This window comes from Pseudomonas sp. SMV7 (assembly GCF_052041995.1).
Classification (GTDB): Bacteria; Pseudomonadota; Gammaproteobacteria; order Pseudomonadales; family Pseudomonadaceae; genus Aquipseudomonas.
In genome coordinates, this window is sequence record NZ_JBKGGT010000049.1 from 1 (window position 1) to 928 (window position 928).

Below are 928 nucleotides of genomic sequence, written 5' to 3' on the forward strand. Positions count from 1 at the left end.
GGTGACCTGGGCATTGTTGCTCAGGGTCACGACCAGATCGTGGGCCAGTGCCTGGTTGATGAGCACGGTGAAGGTCGGTTTGACGTTCTCGGCTACCGAAGGCTGGTCGGCAGTGATGGTGACCTTGACCAGGTCGCCTTCGTTGCCTGGCGTACCCGGCTCGTCGGTGACAGCGGTGCTGACTGGCGTCTTGTCCAGGGTGAGCTGTTCGAACTTGTCGGCATCGTCGCCACTGACCGAAGCGATCGACTTGACCACGGGGTCGTTGGCACCGACATAGACATTGTCCGGCGCAGTGACGGTAATGCTGCCGGTAGTGCTGTTCGCCGGCACGGTGATGGTGGTGCCGTCGTTCAGCGTGAAGGTCAATGCACCGTGCTTGTCGATCGGCAGGCCGTCTTGGTTGGTCAAAGTCACGGTATAGGTGATTTGACCACCTTCGGTAACCGAAGGGGTGGCGGTCAGCTTGGCCACGACCTCACTGATCGTATCCGAGATCTCAACGGTAGCCGGGCCGCCCAAGGCCAGGTTCTCGAAGGTTGCACCCGGAACAGTGGCATCAGTGACGCTCAGGGTAACAGAGCCGGCGTCCTTGATGACGTCGTCGCCCTGGGCTGGAGTCTTGTACTCGGCCTCGGTTTTACCTGCCTCGATGGTCACGGTGTCGCCGTTCGACAGGGTTACGGTCAACGGCCGATCCAGCGCCTGGCTTACCTTCACGGTGAAGGAAGGCTGCTGGTCTTCGGTCACGTTGCCATTGCTGACGATGCTCACCGTGACGGTATCGACGCTGTCATTGATGACGGTAGATGCTGGAGTAGGGTCTGGGGTCAGCTGCTCGAAGTTGCCGCCAGTGGCGTTTTCGATGGTCACACTGACGGTCGAGCCGTTGTTGTAGACGTCGTTCGCCGGGGTTTCGAAATCGACG

At 60.1% G+C, this 928-nt stretch carries 1 protein-coding gene; it reads right to left on the bottom strand.

Features of this window, described 5'->3' with window-relative positions; all coding sequences use genetic code 11:
• On the bottom strand, positions 1-928 hold a 928-nt coding region (locus ACLEJP_RS25470), incomplete at both ends, for an immunoglobulin-like domain-containing protein (protein WP_440810896.1).